Source organism: Streptomyces sp. NBC_01217, from assembly GCF_035994185.1.
GTDB lineage: Bacteria > Actinomycetota > Actinomycetes > Streptomycetales > Streptomycetaceae > Streptomyces.
In genome coordinates this window covers 2,634,369-2,650,460 of record NZ_CP108538.1, presented here as the reverse complement: position 1 = coordinate 2,650,460, position 16,092 = coordinate 2,634,369, and the positions used below count along the sequence as shown (strand labels likewise).

The following is a 16,092-nucleotide window of genomic DNA, read 5'->3' as shown; positions in this document are numbered from 1 at the left end:
CCTCGGGAAAGGTTCTCCATGTCCGATCGCGCCCACGGAAACCGCGGGTCTCTGCTCGCGGTGAGCGACCTGCATGTCGGGATGGCGGACAACCGTCCCATCATCGAGTCCCTGCGGCCGGATTCGGACGAGGACTGGCTCATCGTCGCCGGTGATGTCGCGGAGCGGGCCGAGGACGTGGAGTGGGCGCTCGGGCTGCTCGCGGGCCGGTTCGCCAAGGTGATCTGGACTCCCGGGAACCATGAGCTGTGGACGACCAAGAGCGACCCGGTCCAACTGCGGGGCCAGGCGCGGTACGAGCATCTGGTCGAGCTGTGCCGGGGGCTCGGGGTGTCCACTCCGCAGGACCCTTATCCGCTGTGGCCCGGCCCCGAGGGGCCGGTGGCCATTGCGCCCGTGTTCCTGCTGTACGACTACAGCTTCCGGGCGCCGGGCACGACGACCAAGGAGGAGTCCCTCGCGTACGCGCACGAGACGGGGGTGGTGTGCACCGACGAGTTCCTGCTGCACCCCGACCCGCACCCGGGCCGTGACGCCTGGTGCCGGGCGCGGGTGGCGTGGACCGAGCGCCGCCTCGCGGCACACGATCCGGAGATTCCACTGGTCATCGCCGGTCACTGGCCCCTGGTCCGGGAACCGATGGCCGTCCTGACGTACCCCGAGTTCGCCCAGTGGTGCGGCACGGAACTCACCGCCGACTGGCACCGGCGCTTCAATGTGGCGGCCATGGTCTACGGCCATCTGCACATCCCCCGTACGACCTGGTACGACGGTGTGCGCTTCGAGGAGGTCTCCATCGGATACCCCAGGGAATGGCGAAAGCGGGGCCATCCCAAGGGGCTCCTGCGGCGGGTTCTTCCGTACGGCGACGGCTCAGCGGGCTGATCGGACGGCCGTCGGGGCCCCATTCCTCGGCGCGGGGTCAGATGACCGGCGGCCGTCCCAGTTTCGTCATCTGCCACACCGTGCGCCACCGCATGGGCTTCCGCGGCCCGCACGGTGTGCGGACCCCCTCGGCGAAGCCGCCGGCCCAGGCGCGCAGGCCCGTCGCCGACCGGGTGCGGGCCACGGTCAGGAGGGTCCAGATGCCCAGGTAGGCCGGGACAAGGGGGAGAGGCAGATTGCGGCGGGCCAGCCAGACCCGGTTGCGGGCCGTCATCCGGTAGTAGACGGAATGCCTGGCCGGGGAGGTCTTGGGGTGCTGGAGCAGCAGATCGGGCTCGTACAGGATCTTCCAGCCCGCGTCGAGAGCCCGCCAGGACAGGTCCGTCTCCTCGTGCGTGAAGAAGAACTCCGCGGGCCAGGGCCCCGTCTGGGCGAGCATCTTCATGGAGAGGGCGTGGCCGCCGCCCAGGAACGCGGTGACCGGGCCGCGTCGCATCGGGTCGGTGGAGCGCAGGCGAGGGACATGGCGGCGCTGGGTCTCGCCGTGCTCGTCGGCGATCCGGAAGCCGACGATGCCGAGCCGCGGGTCGGCGGCGTACAGCTCCTGCACCTTGCGGAACACCCCGTCGTCGACCAGGAGTCCGTCGTCGTCGAGCTCGATGACGACATCGACGTCGCCGAACTCCGCCAGCCTGCGCAGCGCGACGTTGCGGCCACCGGGGCAGCCCAGGTTCTCGTCGAGCTCGATCGCCGTCACACCGCCGGAGAGACCGGACAGTCCGGGAAACGCGGTGAAGTCAGGGAGCGGTGAGCCGTTGCCGACGACGACCAGCCGGGCCGGCCGGACGTCCTGCCCGGCCACCGAGGCCAGCAGGGCTTCGACCTGCTGCGGGCGATCGCCCATGGTGACGATGGATACGGCGATGCGCGGTTGGGACACGGTCGGCACTCCTGGTCTCGCTGGGGTGCCCGCGATCGTATCCGCAAGACTTCTTCGCCTGTTGTTCAGCCACCCGTTGTCTTCGTGCCGTGCCCTGTGATTCTTCGTCAGGGTGAGGTGTCGGGGGTGTTTTGTGCCGAGCCGGACCGGCCGTGCGAGCGTGCCGCGATGCGCCGCACATGCCCGTCGAAGGTGGCGGCCGCATCGGGGGTGAGGGTGCGCAGGGCGACCATCGCCGTCACGATGACGTCGCAGAGTTCGGCCTCCACGTCCTGCCAGGAATGGGTGACACCCTTGCGCGGGTTCTGGCCGGTGGCCCCGATGACGGCCTGGGCGACCTCGCCGACCTCCTCCGACAGTTTCAGCATCCGCAGCAGAAGATCCTGCTCGGGCGGCACACCGGTCTCCGCGTCGAGCCAGTCGTGCAGCTCGTCGATCGTCTTCCAGGTGTCGGGGCCGCCGGGTCGCCTGCGCTGTTCATGTCGGTCCATGGCGTCCACCCTGTCAGCCGCCGCGGTCCCGTCAGCCGGGTGCGCCCGCCTGGCTGGGGACCGATCCGAGCGTGCCGAACAGGCGCTCGCCCCGGTCCTCGGCCATGTCGAGCGTGGCCAGCACGGCCGGGGTCGAGATGCTCGGCAGTACGTAGTGCAGGAGGACCGAGATCCGTCGCCCCAAGTCCTCGCGCTTGCACAGGGCTTGGGACATCACCTGAATGCCGGAGAAGGAACCCGCCAGCATCTCGGCGGTCTCGCGGGGATTGACGTGCGGCAGGAGTTCGCCCTGGTTCCTCGCGGCGGTCAGCAGGTGTTCGAGCCGGTCTATCCAGGCGCGGAACGGGGTGCCCCGGTCGAGGCCCTCCACCGCCTGGTCCATCGCCAGTCCGACGCTGGCACGCACCAGCGGCTCATGGCGGAGCCGGTGGGCGAGCAGCATGCCCTGGTCGACCAGTTCCTGAAGCTTCGTCAGCTGGGGAGGGAGCGGATCGCTGTCCAGCTGTACGTCCATCACCCCGAGCGCCAGGTCTTCCTTCGAGGTGAAATGGAAGTAGAGCGCCCCCTTTGTCACCCCGGCCCGCGTGAGGATCTCGCTGATGGTGGCACTGCTGTAGCCCCGTTCGTCGAATACGGCGGCCGCCGCCACCAGGATTGACCGTCGAGTCTGGATCGCGCGCGCCTGCTGGGCCATCAGCTACGAGTCTCTCTCAGTCGTGGCGTGGTCAGCGCCACTGGGATATGGCTGGATAGGAAAACCGGACTGTCAGTATCTTACTGCGGGGGCGGCCCGCCCTCCCGGTATGGATCCTCTGGGAGGAAAATTCATGGTTCAGCTCACCTCGCACAGCGCTTCGGTGTCCGTCGAGGGCGGCGGCACCGCCGAATTCGCCGCGGCTCGCCGGGAGGACGAGACGGCACCGAGGGGCAGACGGACCGATTCGGACTTCCCGAGACATCTGGTCCACCGGTCCGATGCCGAGGACGTCTTCCCCACCGGCTGGACTCCGCAGACCGACACCCAGTTCTCCGTATCCGCCCGTTGGCCGCACGCGCACCGCTTCTTCGCACCCGTGTCGGGCCGCTACCAGGATCCGCTGCTGATCGCGGAGACCATGCGGCAGACGACGATGCTCCTGGGGCACGCGGCGTTCGGAGTCCCGGTCGGGGACCAGTTCGTGATGTGGGAGCTGGCGTACGTCTGCGAGCCCGATCAGCTGCTCCTGGGCGAGGCGCCCTGGGACATCACCGTGGATGTGTCCTGCTCCCGGATCCGGCGGCGCGGCCGGAGCATCGGCTCCATGCACGTCGAACTGCTCCTGCACCGCCTCGGTACCGTCCTGTCCAGAGGCGGAGGGCGTATCAGCTGCACCTCGGCCAAGGTGTACGACAGGCTGCGGGGCGACCGGCAGGGTGTGATCGGCGCACCGATACCCCTCCTGCCCGCCGTCGCACCGGCCGAGGTGGGCAGGATTGATGAACGCGATGTCGTGCTGTCGCCGGGGCCGCGGCGGAACGTCTGGCGGCTGCGGCTCGACACCGGACACCCGACGCTGTTCGCCCGGCCCAATGACCACGTGCCGGGCATTTTGCTGTTGGAGGCGGCCCGTCAGGCGGCCGTCGCCGTCACCCCCGGCCATGACTTCCTCCCGGCGTCCGTGAAGACCGACTTCCTGCGGTACGTGGAACTCGACCGCCCCTGCTGGATCGAGGCCCGGTCCGTCCCGGCCGCCGACCGCACGGCGACCGGGGTGCACGTCTCGGCGACCCAGGACGGCGAGCCGGTCTTCAGCTGCGTCCTCGAATCCCCGGACCTGCGGCACGACGCGGCAGGGGAGCAGGCCGGGGGCGTGGCGGGAAACCGGGGGAGCCTGCCGGGCGACCGGCAGAATGAACTGTCATGACACTGCGCATACTCATCACCGGAGCGGCCGGCTTCATCGGAAGCCATGTGGTGGCCGCGGCCCGGACCACCCCCGGCCTCCGGCTGCGGCTGATGACCCACCGGGCCGCGCTCGCCCCGTCCGCCACCTCCGGCACCGCAGGCACCGGGACCGGCATCGAGACGGTGTACGGGGATCTCACCGACCCCGCGACGCTGCGCGGCAGCTGCGAGGGGATCGACGCGGTGATCCACTGCGCCTCGCAGATCGGCGGCGACGAACCGACCGCACGGTCTGTAAATGATCATGGAACCCGGGCTCTGGCCGAAGAGGCGGCCCGCTGCGGGGTCACCCGGATCGTCTATCTGAGCACGGCATCCGTCTACGGCCGGGGCCCGTTCGTCCGGCTGCGGCCCGGGCAGGCCGAGCCCGATCCGGCCTCGGCCACCAGCCTGACCCGTGCCGCCGCCGAACAGCACATCCTCGCGGCGGGCGGTGTCGTCGTGCGCCCGCACATCGTGTACGGGACCGGGGACCGGTGGGCCGTGCCCGGACTGGTCGGGCTGGTCCGGCAGCTCTCGGCCGGGCTGAGCGGGTGCGAGGCGCGGCACTCGATGATCGACGTAGAGGCGCTGGGACGGGTCCTGCTGGGTGCGGCGCTGTCCCCGAAGGAGCCGTCCGGGGTCTACCACGTCAACCACCCCGAACCGGTGAGCTGTTCGCAGCTGCTGTCCACGGTCGTCGACGAACTGCGGCTGCCCCGGTGGGCCACCGGCGTCGATGTGGACGAGGCGCGCAAGAGGCTCGCCGACGTCCCGTACGCGCTGCATCACCTCGGGATGCTCGCCGTGGACCACTGGTTCACCGACGAACGCGTCGGCCAGGACTTCGACTGGGAGCCGGGCGAAGGGTTCGCGGCCTCCTTCGCCCGGCACGCGCCGTGGTACCGCCGACACCTCGGCGGCTGACGGTCCTACGGCATCCGCCCGGCGTCCCCCGGCGCCCTCCTGCGCCCCGTCAGGCCTCGATCCGGGTACCCGTGCCGCTCACCCGCACCCGCGCGTCGCCCGCCCGCAGTTCGACGGTGAGCGTGCCGGGGCGGCCCATGTCCTCACCCTGGTGAAGGGTGAGGACCGCGGTGTCCGGGACAAGGCCCAGGGCGCGCAGGCAGGCGCCGAAGGCGGCCGCCGCCGCGCCCGTGGCGGGGTCCTCCACCACGCCGCCGACCGGGAACGGGTCGCGGACGTGGAAGACGTCCGGCGCCGCCCGCCACGCCAGCTGCAGGGTCGTCAGGTCCAGTCGGCGCATGAGGGCTTCGAGGCGCGGGAAGTCGTAGTCGAGGTCGGCGAGCCGCTCACGGGTCGCCGCCGCCAGCACCAGGTGACGGGCGCCCGCGTAAGCGATCCGGGGTGGCAGGGCCGGGTCGAGATCGGCGGCCGGCCAGTCCAGGGCGGCGAGCGCCTCCGCCAGGTCGTCCGGGGCGATGTCCATGACGTCGGGTTCGACGCTGGTGAGCGTGGCGCGCAGCTCGCCGTTCTCCCGGTTGACGGTGACCGGGACCGTACCGGCGCGAGTGCTGAACAGCAGATCGCCGGGGCCCTCGCGCTCGGCGAGTGCGAGGGCCGTCGCCACGGTGGCGTGGCCGCAGAAAGGGACCTCGGCCTTCGGGCTGAAGTAGCGGATCGTGTACGCCCGAGCGGCCGGAGAGTCTGTGTCGCCCGGCTCGTCCCGCGCGGTCAGAAAGGCCGATTCGCTGTAACCCAGCTCCGCCGCGACGGCGAGCATCGCCGTGTCGTCGAGACCGGACGCGTCAAGGACGACACCTGCCGGATTGCCGCCCTCCGGGTCGGCGGAGAAGGCGGTGTAGCGCAGGATCTCGGTAGCTGAATTCTGGCTCATGCCGCAGCCTAACCCTGCCGCGGTCCGGGGCGTACGGCCTCCGGCCGACCGCAATCCGGTGCCCCGGGCCGCGAACGCACCGCTCAGTGGCAGTTCTTGGTGCCCGTGCTCGACTTCGTCCAGGAGCAGGAGTCCTGCAGCTTGCCGCTGGGCTTGATCAGCCGGGCCTTGTCACCGGTGTTGTTCCAGACGTACCAACCACGGTTCCAGTAGACGTGGCCCGAGGCGTTCCTGCCCTTGCCTGTGTGGACCTTGACGGTCTTGCCCGCGCCGATGGTGTAGCTGCCGAAGGTGTAGGTGTACCCGGTGTTGTCCTTCAGCTTGTAGCCCTTGAGCTGCAGCTTCGACTTGCCGTTGTTGTGGATGTCCACCCACTCGGCGTTGAGGGACGTCTTGGAGCCGGTGTCCTTGCCGGGGCTGTCGTACTGGATCCTGCCGAGGTGCAGCCCGCCCTGGTGCGAGGCGGCGGAGGCCGGGGCCGTGACGAGCAGCGAGCCGGCCAGGACGGTGGCGGCGGCCAGGGCGAGCGGTGCGGCGGTGCGTATGCGCATGCTGTGGTCCTTGTGTGGAGTTCTGGTGAAGAGCTGTGAGCATAGAGGCAGCACGCGCCGACTCGGGTGAGAACTGTGCATTCCGGCAAGCATGGGGTCTGTGTGATCGGCCGGGTGGCAACCGCCCACGCCGGGCGGCCGGTTCGGGCGGATCCGTCAGCCGCGTCCGATGTACGGCATCGCCGTCGCCAGGACCGTGGTGAACTGCATGTTCGCCTCCAGGGGCAGCTCCGCCATGTGGAGCACCGTCCGGGCCACGTCCGCCGCCGCCATCACCGGCTCCGCCGCCAGTTCGCCATTGGCCTGAAGGACGCCGGTCTGCATCCGCTCGGTCATGTCCGTGGCCGCGTTGCCGATGTCGATCTGCCCGCAGGCGATCCGGTACGGACGGCCGTCCAGCGAGAGCGACTTCGTCAGGCCCGTCATGGCGTGCTTGGTCGTGGTGTAGGCGACCGAGTGCGGGCGTGGCGCGTGGGCGGAGATGGAGCCGTTGTTGATGATCCGGCCACCCTGCGGGTCCTGCTCCTTCATCAGCCGGTACGCCGCCTGCGCGCACAGGAACGCGCCCGTCACATTCACGTCCACCACCGAGCGCCACTCCTCCACCGGGAGGTCCTCGACCGGGACGGAACGCGGGCCGAACGTACCCGCGTTGTTGAAGAGCAGGTCCAGGCGGCCGAAGCGCTCCCGTACGGACGAGAAGAGCGCCGCCACGTCCTCGGGGCGTGACACATCGGCGGGGACGGTGATCACCCGGGCGTCCTGGCCGGCCAGTGCGGCGGTCTCGGCGAGGGGCTGCGGACGCCGGCCCGCGAGCGCCACCGACCAGCCGGCGCCGGTCAGGGCGAGAGCCACCGCGCGGCCGATTCCGGAGCCCGCACCCGTCACGACCGCCGTCTTCTGCGGACCGGATTCCAGCAGTTCGTCGCTCATGACGCCGCAGCGTACGCCCTCCCGTCGGGCGGTCCGTGCAGGGCCACGCAGCGTCAAGAAGGCCTGTGGAGCGGCGGGTTCGATCTGTGGACGGTCACCGCTTATGATCATGACTTCCGTCACGTATGCGCATTTTGCCCCGTGAACCCATTCCTGCCGCATTCCTCATCCGCGCGACGCCCGAGCGACGCGAACACGACAACCGCTCGATGTCCTGGGCCGGTGCACTTGCCGAGTACGCCACCAGCCAGGGGAGGACAGATGACGCACTCATCGCACCAGCAGGAGCTGCGTGACGCCGCCGGGCACGTCGGGCGCCGCCGCTTTCTCACCGTCACGGGGGCCGCCGCCGCGCTCGCGTTCTCGGTCAACATGCCGGCCGCGGGCACCGCGAGCGCCGCCGAGCTGGACGGCCGGAAGATCGGCGAGGACCCGTTCACCCTCGGTGTCGCATCCGGCGACCCGCTGCCCGATTCGGTCCTGTTGTGGACCAGACTCGCTCCCCGTCCGTACGAGGCCGGCAGCGGACTGCCCCGGGCCCGCGTCGAGGTGCGCTGGGAACTCGCCCGCGACGAGCGCTTCGCCGGCATCGTCAGGCGCGGATCGGCCACCGCCCACCCGGAGTTCGACCACAGCGTCCACGTCGAGATCAAGGGCCTCCAGGCGGACCGCGTCTTCTACTACCGCTTCCGCACCGGCACATGGACCAGCCCCGTCGGCCGGACCCGCACCGCGCCCGCCCCCGGGGCCCGCAACAGCTCGCTGAGCCTGGCCGCCATCTCCTGCCAGGCCTACCACGACGGCTACTTCACCGCGTACAAGCACCTCGCCCAGGAGGACGTCGACGTCGTCTTCCACCTCGGCGACTACCTCTACGAGTACGCCGTGACCGCGACCGGCGGAGCCCGTAACTACACCGACCGCACACTCCCCGCCCACTTCAACAAGGAGACGGTCACACTGGAGGACTACCGGCTGCGGTACGGCCTCTACAAGTCCGACCCCGATCTGCGCGCCGCCCATGCCGCGCACCCCTTCGTCGTCACCTGGGACGACCACGAGACCGAGAACAACTACGCGGGCGGCATCCCCGAGAACGACGTGCCGCCGGAGGAATTCCTGCTGCGCCGCGCCGCCGCCTACCGCGCGTACTGGGAGAACCAGCCGCTGCGCACCCCGCAGCGGCCGACCGGTCCGGACATGAAGCTCTACCGGCGCCTGCGGTTCGGCCGGCTCGCCCAGTTCGACATCCTCGACACCCGCCAGTACCGCAGCGACCAGGCGTACGGCGACGGCTGGCAGAAGCCCGGACCGGAGTCCGAGGACCCCTCGCGGACCATGACAGGCGCCACCCAGGAGCGCTGGCTGCTCGACGGCTGGAAGGCCTCGCGGGCCACCTGGAACGTCGTACCGCAGCAGGTCACCTTCGCCCAGCGGCGCGATGTGCCGACCGACGCCTTCAAACTGTCGATGGACGCGTGGGACGGCTACTCCGCCTCCCGCGACCGGATCCTGAAGGGCGCCGAGGCCGCCGGGATCGACAACCTGATGGTGCTGACCGGTGACGTCCACGTCGGCTACGGCTTCGACCTGAAGAAGGACTTCGACAATCCCTCGTCCCGCACGCTCGGCACGGAGATCGTCGCGACGTCCATCACCAGCGGCAAGGACGGCTCCGACAAGCCGGCCAGCTGGAACAACCAGATGCAGGCCAACCCGCACATGAAGTTCTTCAACGGCCGCCGCGGATACTCCCTGATCACCCTGGACACGAAGCGGGCGCGCGCCGACTACCGCACAGTGTCGGCCGTCACCACGCCCGGTGCGCCCGTCGCGACGGCCGGATCGTTCGTCACGGAGGTGGGCAACCAGGGCCTCACGCCCGCGTGAAGCCCTGCCCCCCTCCCGGTCAGCCGAGGCCGTCGGCCGGGTAGCGGACGCCGATGCGGTCACGTACCGCGTCGAGCGTCCGCATCACGGCGAGGGAGCCGTCCAGCGGCACCAGCGGCGACTCCGTCTCGCCCGCCCGCAGCGCCCGCGCCACCTCGGCCTGCTCGAACTGCATTCCGCGCAGCCCCTCGCCCGCGGCGCCCGCGGTGAACTCCTGCGGCTCGTGGCCCTCCCGGTGCAGCACGAACCGCTCCGGGTAGAAGAAGCCGCGCGGGAAGTCGATCCGCCCCTTCGTGCCCGTGACCGAGGCGGTCAGCGGGGTGTCCGCGACGATCGAACAGTTCAGCAGCGCCGAGGCGCCCGCATCCGACCAGCCCAGCAGCATCGCGGTGTTCAGGTCGACGCCCTCGGGGGAGAGCAGCGCGTCGGCCTGCACCCGGTCCGGCTCGCCCAGCAGCAGATGCGCGAACGACACCGGATAGACGCCGAGGTCCAGCAGCGCGCCGCCGCCCAGCGCCGGGTTCCGCAGCCGGTGCTCGGGACCGAAGGAACCCGCGAGCCCGAAGTCGGCCTGCACGGTGCGGATGTCACCGATGGCGCCGTCCCGGACCAGCTCCGTCATGCGCCGGATGACCGGGTTGCAGTACGTCCACATCGCCTCCATCAGGAAGAGGCCGCGGTCCCTGGCGAGCTTCACCAGCTCGTCCACCTCCCGCGCGTTGAGCGTGAACGCCTTCTCGCACAGCACGTGCTTTCCGGCCTCCAGACAGAGCGCGGCCGCCTCCCGGTGCGCCGAGTGCGGCGTCGCGACGTACACCACATCGACCTCGTCGTCGGCGGCGAGCTCGGCCCAGCTGCCGTACGCCCGGGGAATCCCGAACCGCTGCGCGAACGCCTTCGCCGAGGCGTCCGTACGGGACGCGACGGCCACCACCTCCGCGCCCGGCAGCGACCGCAGATCCTCGGTGAACGTCGCGGCGATACCGCCGGTGGCCAGTACGCCCCAGCGCACAGTCCCGCTCATGCCTGTCATGACTGCTCCCAAAAAGGTCTCGACCAGCCCCGCTGAGCTGAGAGCATAGATGCGGATTCAACGACATGGAGATGAGAATGCCGGAGAGCGGCGCAAGCCGGGCCCAGCAGGAACGTACACACATATCGACCACCGGGACCCGGGCCGCGAGGCCCGCAGCCACCGGCACACCTCCCGGGAAAGCCACCGGCACGCCTCACGGGAATCCGGCCGCCACCGGCGCGGCCCGGCGCACCGGGCTCCTCGTCACCCTCGTCCTCGGCGGCCTCACCGCACTGCCGCCGCTCTCCATGGACATGTACCTCCCGGCCCTGCCCGCGGTCACCGACTCCCTGCACGCCCCCGCCGCGACCGTCCAGCTCACCCTCACCGCCTGCCTCACCGGCATGGCGCTCGGGCAGGTCGTCGTCGGGCCGATGAGCGACCGCTGGGGCAGGCGCAGGCCGCTGCTCCTCGGCATGATCGTCTACGTCGTCGCCACCGCGATCTGCGTCTTCGCCCCCACCACCGAACTCCTCATCGGCTTCCGCCTCCTGCAAGGACTGGCCGGTGCGGCGGGGATCGTCATCTCCCGTGCCGTGGTGCGCGACATGTACGACGGCGTGGAGATGGCCAGGTTCTTCTCCACCCTGATGCTGATCTCCGGCGTCGCACCGGTCGTCGCGCCACTCATCGGCGGACAGGTGCTGCGGTTCACCGACTGGCGCGGGATCTTCGCCGTCCTCACCGTCGTCGGCGTCCTGCTCACCCTCATCGTCTGGAAGTGGCTGCACGAGACCCTGCCGCCGCAGGACCGGCACACCGGCGGCATCGGCGACGCGCTGCGCACCATGCGCGGGCTGCTCGCCGACCGCGTCTTCACCGGCTACATGATCGCGGGCAGCCTCGCCTTCGCGGCCCTCTTCTCGTACGTCAGCGCCTCGCCGTTCGTCGTGCAGGAGATCTACGGAGCCTCGCCGCAGACGTTCAGCCTGCTCTTCGGCATCAACTCGGTCGGCCTGATCGCCGTGGGCCAGATCAACGGCAAGGTGCTGGTCGGCCGGATCAGTCTGGACAAGGCGCTCGGCTTCGGGCTCGCGGTCATCGTGCTGGCGGCGGCCGCGTTGCTGCTGATGACGTCCGGGGTCTTCGGGCACGTGGGCCTGGTCCCGGTCGCGGCCGGGCTCTTCGTGCTGATGTCGGCGATGGGGCTCGCGATGCCGAACACGAACGCGCAGGCCCTGATGCGTACGAAGCACGCCGCCGGGTCCGCCTCCGCGCTGCTCGGCACGTCGTCGTTCCTGATCGGCGCCATCGCCTCGCCGCTCGTCGGGATCGCGGGCGAGGGGACGGCCGTTCCGATGGCGCTCGTACAGCTGGTGTGCGCGGTGGGCGCGATGGCCTGCTTCCTGGCGCTGTGCCGGCCCTGGCAGCAGCGGGCGTCGTAGAAGAGCGGCCGGGCGGCGGCCCTAGCGGGCGCTCGGGTAGCCGATCAGGTGCGGGCGGTCCTTCTCGTCCGTCCAGCGGAACAGGCCGACGCCGTCCGATGTCACCGCGCCCGGGACCAGCTGGTTGGCGGGCAGGGCGCCCGTCGTGCCGCTCCTGACCGCGACCGCGACGGGGGTGCCGCCGCCGGCCAGTACGTCCGTCGCGTTGCGTGCGTTCGCCGCGCCGTACGCGACGCCCTCGTCGTTCACCGACGCCAGCGTCAGCGGTTTCGTGCCGTCCGCGCCCTCGAAGCAGAACGCCCGCTTCGTCGACAGGTCGAAGGCGAGCGGTCCGGCCACCAGGAAGCTGCCGGAGGGCGCGGCGACGAGCTGCGGATACTGGCCCGGCTTTATCGCGGGCTTGCTGCACTCCACCGAAGCCAGGGGCTTGCCCGTCTCCAGGTCGTGCACCGTCCACAGGTCGTGGGTGGCGGCGCGCGCCGCCCCCTTCGCGAGCTGCCACTTCGCCAGCACCAGGCCCGGGATCACCGACGTCGGGATTCCGCTGAGCCGGTCGGTGCCCTTGGGGGCGACGTCGCGGCTGAACCACCCGCCCTGCACCCAGAACTCCTTGGCCCCGCTGACCAGCAGGCCCCTCTTCGCCAGCCCGCGCACCTCGGTGAGCTGCTTGCAGGTCGTGCAGCCCTTGGGGTATTTGAGCGCGGCGGCGGTGACCTCCGTCACCCGGCCGGTCACCGGGTCGACCACCGCGCTGCTCGTCCGGCCGTCGCTGATGAGGATGCCGGGGCCGGTGGCCGAGACCGTTGGTACGGAGTTCCACGGCACCTCGACGCGCCGCCGGGAGCCGTCCTGCACGTCGTACACATCCAGCGAGACGATCGTGTCGGCGGGGGTCAGCGCGTTCTCCCCGACCTTCCCGTACGACCACGTCACGAAGTACTCGTGCTCGTCCACGGTGACCGGGAGGAGTCTCGGGAAGTGCTGAGGGGACGGGGGCCGCCAGCTCTCGCCGTGCCAGCCCGCCTCGCCGGTCCCCGAGTCGATGGTCCGCAGCTGGTACTTGGTGTCCGAGATCCGTACGAGATAGGCGAGGCTCCCCGTCGTCCGGGAGAGCGCGTAGTCGGGCGAGGTACCGATGAGCTCCCAGCCGTGCTCCGTCGCGAACACGGAGGGGACGGTGAGCCGTGTCACCGGGGCCGCACTCGCCCCGACCTGCTTCTCCGGCTTGTCGGAGGCCTTCTCACCACTGCCGCAGGTGGCCAGCAGAAGAAGCAGGGCGAGCAGGAGCACTCCGCCGACCAGAACCAGGCGCACGATCTTCTGTCTCATGGTTTCCCTCGATGGGCGATCCCGACCTCGCGCCGGTCAGCGTAGCAACTGGCGCAGTTCCCACGGCAGTTCGGATCCGGCGCCGTCCGGAGCCGGTGGCAGGCCGGAAACAGCCGGCTCGCCGCCGCCTACAATTCGTCGGTGAATGCCACCCTCCCCACCGCGGAAGCCCTGCGCACGGCGCTGGCCGCACTGCTCGACGGGCTGCCGCCCAAGCAGGCGGCCCAGGCCGTCGACCGGCTGATCGCCAACTACCGCGGCACCACCCCCACGGACGCCCCGGTGCTCCGTGACCGCTCCGACGTCGCCGCGTACGCCGCGTACCGGATGCCCGCGACCTTCGAAGCGGTACGGTCCGCCCTCGCCGCGTTCCAGGAGACCGCCCCGGACTGGGCGCCCGCCACACACACCGACGTCGGCGGCGGCACCGGGGCGGCGAGCTGGGCCGTGGCAGGGGCCTGGGAGGGGCCGAGGACGACCGTCCTGGACTGGGCGGAACCCGCACTCGCCCTCGGCCGCGAACTGGCCGCGATCTCCGGCATCCCCGCCCTGCGCACCGCCGAGTGGCGCCGGGCCCGGATCGGCGCGGGCCTCGAACTCGCCCCCACGGACCTGATCACCGTCTCCTACGTGCTCAAGGAGCTGACCGCGGACGTCCGCACCGCGCTCGTCGACACCGCGGCGGCCGCCGCCCAGGCGGTCGTGGTCGTCGAACCGGGCACCCCCGACGGCTACGCCCGGATCATCGAGGCCCGCGACCGGCTGATCGCGGCCGGGCTGAAGGTCGCCGCGCCCTGCCCGCACGACGACACCTGCCCCATCGAGCCGGGCACGGACTGGTGCCACTTCTCGGCCCGGGTCAGCCGCTCCTCGCTGCACCGGCAGGTCAAGGGCGGCTCACTGCCGTACGAGGACGAGAAGTTCAGCTACGTCGTGGCGACCCGCTTCGGGACGGAGCCCGCCCGGGCGCGCGTCACCCGCAAGCCGCAGATCCGCAAGGGACAGGTGCTGCTGGACCTGTGCACCCGCGAGGAGGCGCTGAAGCGCTCCACGGTCACCAAGCGGCACGGCGAGCTGTACCGCGCCGCCCGGGACATCGCGTGGGGCGAGGAGTGGCCGCCGCGCGGGACGGGTCCGTCGGGTGACTGAGAGCGCCGGGAGCGCTTGAGGGACGGGAGGGCCGGGAGGGCCGGGAGCGCTTGAGCGCGTCCGGCGCCCGCGGTTACCCGCGCAGCTCCTGCGTGCAGCACTTCACACTGCCGCCGCCCTTCAGCAGCTCGCCCAGATCCATCGGCACCGGCTCGAAGCCGCGCGCCCGCAACGGATCGAAGAGCCCCGTGGCGCCCTGCGGCAGCAGCACATGGAGGCCGTCGCTCACCGCGTTCAGACCGAGCGCCGCCGCGTCCGCCTCCCGGGCGATCAGCGCGTCCGGGAAGAGCCGTGCCAGCACCGACCGGCTGCCCGGCGAGAACGCGCCCGGGTAGTACATGATCTCGTCGCCCGCGTCGTCGAGCACGGACAGGGCCGTGTCCAGGTGGTAGTAGCGCGGGTCGACCAGATCGAGCCCGATCACCGGGCGCCCGAAGAACTCCTGCGCCTCGTCGTGCGAGAGCGGACTGGACCGGAAGCCCCGCCCGGCCAGGACATACGACGAGGTGACGGCGAAGTCGCCCTCGCCCTCGTTGACGTGGGCCGGTTCATGGATCTCGGTGAAGCCGTTGTCGCGGAACCACTCGCGATGGGCCCCGGCCTCCTCGTACCGCTCCTGGTACGCGAACCGGGCGCCGAGCACCCGGCCGTCGATGACGGTGGCGCCATTGGCGGCGAATACCATGTCGGGCAGTCCGGGCCGGGGGGTGAGCAGTTCCACGGTGTGCCCGAGAGCGCGATAGCGGTCGCGCAGATCCTCCCACTGGGTCTGGGCCAGCGGCAGATCCACGGGCTTGCTCGGGTCCATCCAGGGGTTGATGGAGTACGTCACCCTGAAGTGGACCGGAGCGCACATCAGGTAACGGCGGGGTACGGCTTCACGAGGCAATGAAGGCTCCTCACGAAAAGCAGGGGTCGCCTGCCGGGGGACATCGCACGGGTGTGTGCGTGAGCCCATGGTCCACTCTCCGGGGCCCGCGCGCAGTGATCCGATCGGGTGGTTCCACACGGTGATGAGACGACACGTATCGACTCGTGCCGCTGCTAGATTTACCGGCATGGTAGAGAACCGGCCACCCGACGCCAGCCGGCGCAGCGAGCGCTCCCGCCGCGCGATCTACGACGCGGCGCTGGGGCTGGTCGGCGAGGTGGGTTACCCCAGGACCACCATCGAGGCCATCGCTGCCCGGGCCGGCGTGGGGAAGCAGACGATCTACCGGTGGTGGCCCTCCAAGGCGGCCGTCCTCCTGGAGGCCTTCGTCGCTCTCGGTGACCGCGCGGCCGGGGAGAACGGCGGAGGCGGCGCACAGGGCATCCCGGACACCGGCGACCTCGCGGCCGACCTCAAGGCCGTACTGCGCGCCACCGTCGACGAGCTGACCGACCCCGCCTTCGAGGCGCCGACCAGGGCGCTGGCCGCCGAGGGGATCGTCGACCCGCAACTCGGCGCGGAATTTGTCCGGAAACTGCTCGATCCCTCGCTCCAGCTGTATGTCGCACGGCTGCGCGCCGCCCAGGAAGCGGGCCAGGTGCGCGCCGACATCGACCCGCGGATCGCCCTGGAACTCCTTGTGGGCCCGCTCACCCACCGCTGGCTGCTGCGCACCCTCCCGCTCACCCACGCGTACGCGGACACCGTCGTCGACTACACCCTGCGCGGGCTTGCGCACCCCTGAGAGCGC

16 protein-coding genes are annotated in these 16,092 nt (G+C 70.9%); 7 read left to right on the top strand and 9 right to left on the bottom strand.

Annotated features, from left to right (window positions below; all coding sequences use genetic code 11):
• Window positions 1-18: 18 nt before the first annotated feature.
• Window positions 19-885, top strand: coding sequence for a metallophosphoesterase family protein (locus OG507_RS11545; RefSeq protein WP_327367096.1), 867 nt, complete (start codon window positions 19-21; stop codon window positions 883-885).
• Window positions 886-922: 37 nt separating this feature from the next.
• On the opposite strand, the gene OG507_RS11540 is transcribed toward OG507_RS11545, so the two are convergent.
• From OG507_RS11540 to OG507_RS11530, 3 genes are all read right to left on the bottom strand, one after another.
• Window positions 923-1,825 carry a glycosyltransferase family 2 protein gene (locus OG507_RS11540; protein WP_327367095.1) on the bottom strand — a complete coding sequence of 301 codons (903 nt, stop codon included), beginning with the start codon at window positions 1,823-1,825 and terminating at the stop codon, window positions 923-925.
• A 107-nt stretch (window positions 1,826-1,932) separates the two neighbouring features.
• A complete protein-coding gene (locus OG507_RS11535; protein WP_327367094.1) occupies window positions 1,933-2,316 on the bottom strand; it encodes a MazG-like family protein in 384 nt (127 codons plus the stop codon).
• 31 nt (window positions 2,317-2,347) lie between these two features.
• Complete coding sequence (locus tag OG507_RS11530) at window positions 2,348-3,010, bottom strand: ScbR family autoregulator-binding transcription factor (protein ID WP_327367093.1); 663 nt, start codon at window positions 3,008-3,010, stop codon at window positions 2,348-2,350.
• Window positions 3,011-3,143: 133 nt separating this feature from the next.
• Here OG507_RS11530 and OG507_RS11525 point away from each other — a divergent pair, with 133 nt between their 5' ends.
• Window positions 3,144-4,220, top strand: coding sequence for a ScbA/BarX family gamma-butyrolactone biosynthesis protein (locus OG507_RS11525; protein ID WP_327367092.1), 1,077 nt, complete (start codon window positions 3,144-3,146; stop codon window positions 4,218-4,220).
• Window positions 4,217-5,167, top strand: coding sequence for an NAD-dependent epimerase/dehydratase family protein (locus tag OG507_RS11520; protein WP_327367090.1), 951 nt, complete (start codon window positions 4,217-4,219; stop codon window positions 5,165-5,167). The genes OG507_RS11525 and OG507_RS11520 overlap by 4 nt, the downstream gene beginning before the upstream one ends.
• Window positions 5,168-5,216: 49 nt before the next feature.
• Here OG507_RS11520 and OG507_RS11515 read toward each other — a convergent pair whose 3' ends face one another.
• The 3 genes from OG507_RS11515 to OG507_RS11505 all read right to left on the bottom strand — a co-directional run bounded on the left by OG507_RS11515 (window position 5,217) and on the right by OG507_RS11505 (window position 7,582).
• On the bottom strand, window positions 5,217-6,098 hold the full coding sequence (locus OG507_RS11515) for a PhzF family phenazine biosynthesis protein (protein WP_327367088.1): 882 nt from the start codon (window positions 6,096-6,098) through the stop codon (window positions 5,217-5,219).
• Between the two features lie 83 nt (window positions 6,099-6,181).
• A complete protein-coding gene (locus tag OG507_RS11510; RefSeq protein WP_327367087.1) occupies window positions 6,182-6,649 on the bottom strand; it encodes a lamin tail domain-containing protein in 468 nt (155 codons plus the stop codon).
• Between the two features lie 156 nt (window positions 6,650-6,805).
• Window positions 6,806-7,582 (bottom strand): SDR family oxidoreductase, encoded by a 777-nt coding sequence (locus OG507_RS11505; RefSeq protein ID WP_327367086.1) that lies wholly within the window; start codon window positions 7,580-7,582, stop codon window positions 6,806-6,808.
• Window positions 7,583-7,843: 261 nt separating this feature from the next.
• On the opposite strand from OG507_RS11505, the gene OG507_RS11500 reads away from it, so the two are divergent.
• Window positions 7,844-9,472: an alkaline phosphatase D family protein gene (locus tag OG507_RS11500; RefSeq protein WP_327367085.1), complete on the top strand. Its 1,629-nt coding sequence runs from the start codon at window positions 7,844-7,846 to the stop codon at window positions 9,470-9,472.
• 19 nt (window positions 9,473-9,491) lie between these two features.
• On the opposite strand, the gene OG507_RS11495 is transcribed toward OG507_RS11500, so the two are convergent.
• Window positions 9,492-10,496, bottom strand: a complete 1,005-nt coding sequence (locus OG507_RS11495; RefSeq protein WP_327367084.1) for a Gfo/Idh/MocA family protein — start codon at window positions 10,494-10,496, stop codon at window positions 9,492-9,494.
• Between the two features lie 86 nt (window positions 10,497-10,582).
• Here OG507_RS11495 and OG507_RS11490 point away from each other — a divergent pair, with 86 nt between their 5' ends.
• The gene (locus OG507_RS11490; RefSeq protein WP_327367083.1) at window positions 10,583-11,932 is read left to right on the top strand and encodes a multidrug effflux MFS transporter; all 1,350 of its coding nucleotides are present in this window, start codon (window positions 10,583-10,585) and stop codon (window positions 11,930-11,932) included.
• A gap of 21 nt (window positions 11,933-11,953) precedes the next feature.
• Here the strand turns inward: OG507_RS11490 and OG507_RS11485 are convergent, their stop codons facing one another.
• Complete coding sequence (locus OG507_RS11485) at window positions 11,954-13,261, bottom strand: hypothetical protein (protein ID WP_327367082.1); 1,308 nt, start codon at window positions 13,259-13,261, stop codon at window positions 11,954-11,956.
• A 141-nt stretch (window positions 13,262-13,402) separates the two neighbouring features.
• Here OG507_RS11485 and OG507_RS11480 point away from each other — a divergent pair, with 141 nt between their 5' ends.
• Complete coding sequence (locus OG507_RS11480; protein WP_327367081.1) at window positions 13,403-14,410, top strand: small ribosomal subunit Rsm22 family protein; 1,008 nt, start codon at window positions 13,403-13,405, stop codon at window positions 14,408-14,410.
• A gap of 73 nt (window positions 14,411-14,483) precedes the next feature.
• On the opposite strand, the gene ddaH is transcribed toward OG507_RS11480, so the two are convergent.
• Window positions 14,484-15,368 carry a dimethylargininase gene (ddaH, locus tag OG507_RS11475; RefSeq protein ID WP_442810963.1) on the bottom strand — a complete coding sequence of 295 codons (885 nt, stop codon included), beginning with the start codon at window positions 15,366-15,368 and terminating at the stop codon, window positions 14,484-14,486.
• Between the two features lie 100 nt (window positions 15,369-15,468).
• On the opposite strand from ddaH, the gene OG507_RS11470 reads away from it, so the two are divergent.
• Entirely contained in the window at window positions 15,469-16,086 is a 618-nt protein-coding gene (locus OG507_RS11470) for a TetR/AcrR family transcriptional regulator (protein WP_327367079.1), read from the top strand.
• The last annotated feature ends 6 nt before the right edge of the window (window positions 16,087-16,092 follow it).